This window comes from Streptococcus sp. 3874 (genome assembly GCF_013276425.1).
In the GTDB taxonomy this organism is placed as follows: Bacteria; Bacillota; Bacilli; order Lactobacillales; family Streptococcaceae; genus Streptococcus; species Streptococcus pseudopneumoniae.
In genome coordinates, this window is sequence record NZ_VMLA01000157.1 from 1 (window position 1) to 2,223 (window position 2,223).

1 protein-coding gene, 3 tRNA genes and 1 pseudogene are annotated in these 2,223 nt (G+C 37.7%); 2 read left to right on the forward strand and 3 right to left on the reverse strand.

The window, feature by feature from the left end; translation table 11 throughout:
* Positions 1 to 117: 117 nt before the first annotated feature.
* Together HT703_RS11330 and birA are read left to right on the forward strand one after the other, a co-directional pair.
* Positions 118 to 755, forward strand: a pseudogene (locus HT703_RS11330) (AraC family transcriptional regulator); the annotation flags it as partial.
* Positions 752 to 1,687 carry a bifunctional biotin--[acetyl-CoA-carboxylase] ligase/biotin operon repressor BirA gene (birA, locus tag HT703_RS11335; protein ID WP_000844510.1) on the forward strand — a complete coding sequence of 312 codons (936 nt, stop codon included), beginning with the start codon at positions 752 to 754 and terminating at the stop codon, positions 1,685 to 1,687. The pseudogene HT703_RS11330 and the gene birA, both read left to right, overlap by 4 nt.
* 227 nt (positions 1,688 to 1,914) lie before the next feature.
* On the opposite strand, the gene HT703_RS11340 is transcribed toward birA, so the two are convergent.
* The 3 genes from HT703_RS11340 to HT703_RS11350 form a co-directional block, all read right to left on the reverse strand.
* Positions 1,915 to 2,002 (reverse strand) — tRNA-Ser (locus HT703_RS11340).
* A gap of 6 nt (positions 2,003 to 2,008) precedes the next feature.
* A tRNA-Ile gene (locus HT703_RS11345) sits at positions 2,009 to 2,082 on the reverse strand.
* A 35-nt stretch (positions 2,083 to 2,117) separates the two neighbouring features.
* Positions 2,118 to 2,188 (reverse strand) — tRNA-Gly (locus HT703_RS11350).
* Between the last annotated feature and the right edge of the window lie 35 nt (positions 2,189 to 2,223).

A 2,223-nucleotide genomic window follows, 5' to 3' on the forward strand; every position in this document is an offset into this window, starting at 1 on the left:
AGATTTGAATCCTATTGAGTAAGCTTGGGCTATCTTGAAAAAGAAAGTAACAGATTTATTAAGGGAAGTCCCAACTATTTTTGAATGTTTGGAACGCTTTTTAAAACTAAATGACTATATCAAGCAGATAGTAAAGAACCTTGGGCCTACTACTGGTTAGGAATCACTGGAGGGAAAGCTCCTGATTTTTTTTGCCCTTTCTCAAATTTCTGATCAATCCTATCTCATCCAATCTGAAACTTGTCATACCCAGACTACTGCAAAACTCATCTCAGACATTGTTCGCTTCGCTCAGATTACAAAATCCAATGAATTAGCTCAACTCCATATCATGGGACAACTCCATGAACTGATGTTTCATCTGGGAACTATTGCTCCCAATCAGAAAAAAGAATATTTCATCAACCTACCAACTCTATCTTGAATGCAAACGATTAATTGATAGCCACTATCCTCAATCACTTACAATTCAAGATTTAACAAAAGAACTATCCGTTCACAGAAGCTACTTATCAAGCGTATTCAAAGAATTTAATACCTTATCACCCAAAGAATACCTACTCTACGTTCGAATGCACCGAGCTAAACAACTTCTCGAAAATACCCAAGAATCCATCAAGGTAATTGCATACTCGGTAGGTTTTTCAGATCCACTACATTTTTCGAAAGCTTATAAACAATACTTTAATCAGACTCCAAGTCATACAAGAAAAGAATACTCTCAATACCAACTAGTGAGAAAGGCAACATTATGAAATCCTACCAAGCTGTCTACCAAATCCTATCTAAAGAAACCGACTATATCAGCGGAGAAAAAATCGCAGAAAAACTATCCCTAAGCCGAACATCAATTTGGAAAGCTATCAAGCGACTAGAACAAGAAGGGATTGAAATTGATAGTATCAAAAATAGAGGATATAAACTGATGAATGGTGACCTTATTCTTCCAGAGATTCTAGAAGAAAATCTTCCAATTAAAATCAGTTTTAAACCCGAAACAAAATCAACACAACTAGATGCAAAAGAAGCAATTGATTTAGGCTATGAAGCAAACACCCTCTATCTAGCTTCCTATCAAATAGCAGGGCGTGGCCGTTTTCAACGCTCCTTCTACTCTCCTCAAGGTGGCATTTATATGACCCTCCATCTTAAACCAAATCTTCCCTATGACAAATTACCGTCCTACACACTACTTGTAGCTGGAGCTGTCTACAAAGCCATTAAGAACCTAACTTTAATAGATGTCGACATAAAATGGGTCAATGATATCTACCTAAACAATCATAAAATTGGAGGAATTCTCACTGAAGCAATGACCTCTGTAGAAACTGGCTTAGTCACAGATATCATTATTGGAGTAGGTATCAATTTCACTATTAAAGACTTCCCTCAGGAATTAAAAGAAAAAGCTGCCAGCTTATTTAAAGCTACAGCTCCTATAACAAGGAATGAATTGATCATAGAAATCTGGCGTACTTTCTTCGAAACACCAGCAGAAGAGCTATTATACCTATACAAAAAACAGTCATTCGTTCTTGGAAAAGAAGTTACTTTCACACTAGATCAAAAAGACTACAAGGGACTTGCTAAAGACATCTCTGAAAGTGGAAAACTTTTGGTGCAATGTGATAACGGAAAAGAAATCTGGCTCAATAGCGGAGAAATTTCTCTCAAGAGTTGGAAGTAATAATAAATTAGAACAACCATAAAATCGACAATATATAAAGATTTTAGCTTTTCTTCAACCCACTACAGTTGACAAAGAGCCTGAAAACTTCAAAAAACGGATTTTTATCGCTCTGAACATCAAAAAAGAAAGGACGAAATTTGTCCTTTCTCGAGCTTAGCTGACTTCAACCCACTACAGTTGACAAAGAGCCAAATGAAAAAGAGAGTTACAAACTCTCATTAAAACGGAGAATAAGGGATTCGAACCCTTGCGCCAGTTACCCGACCTAACGATTTAGCAAACCGTCCTCTTCAGCCTCTTGAGTAATTCTCCAATTAATGGGCACGAGTGGACTCGAACCACCGACCTCACGCTTATCAGGCGTGCGCTCTAACCACCTGAGCTACGCGCCCAAGTTAAAAAACTTGGTAATTTGAACAAAGTTCAAAGCGGGTGACGAGAATCGAACTCGCGACAACAGCTTGGAAGGCTGTAGTTTTACCACTAAACTACACCCGCATAAATACTATCAATAAAATGGCGCGAGACGGAAT

What these genes read in the sequence shown, in the direction of transcription:
- birA (WP_000844510.1), top strand. Translation starts at nt 752, where the DNA reads ATGAAATCCTACCAAGCTGTCTACCAAATCCTATCTAAAGAAACCGAC.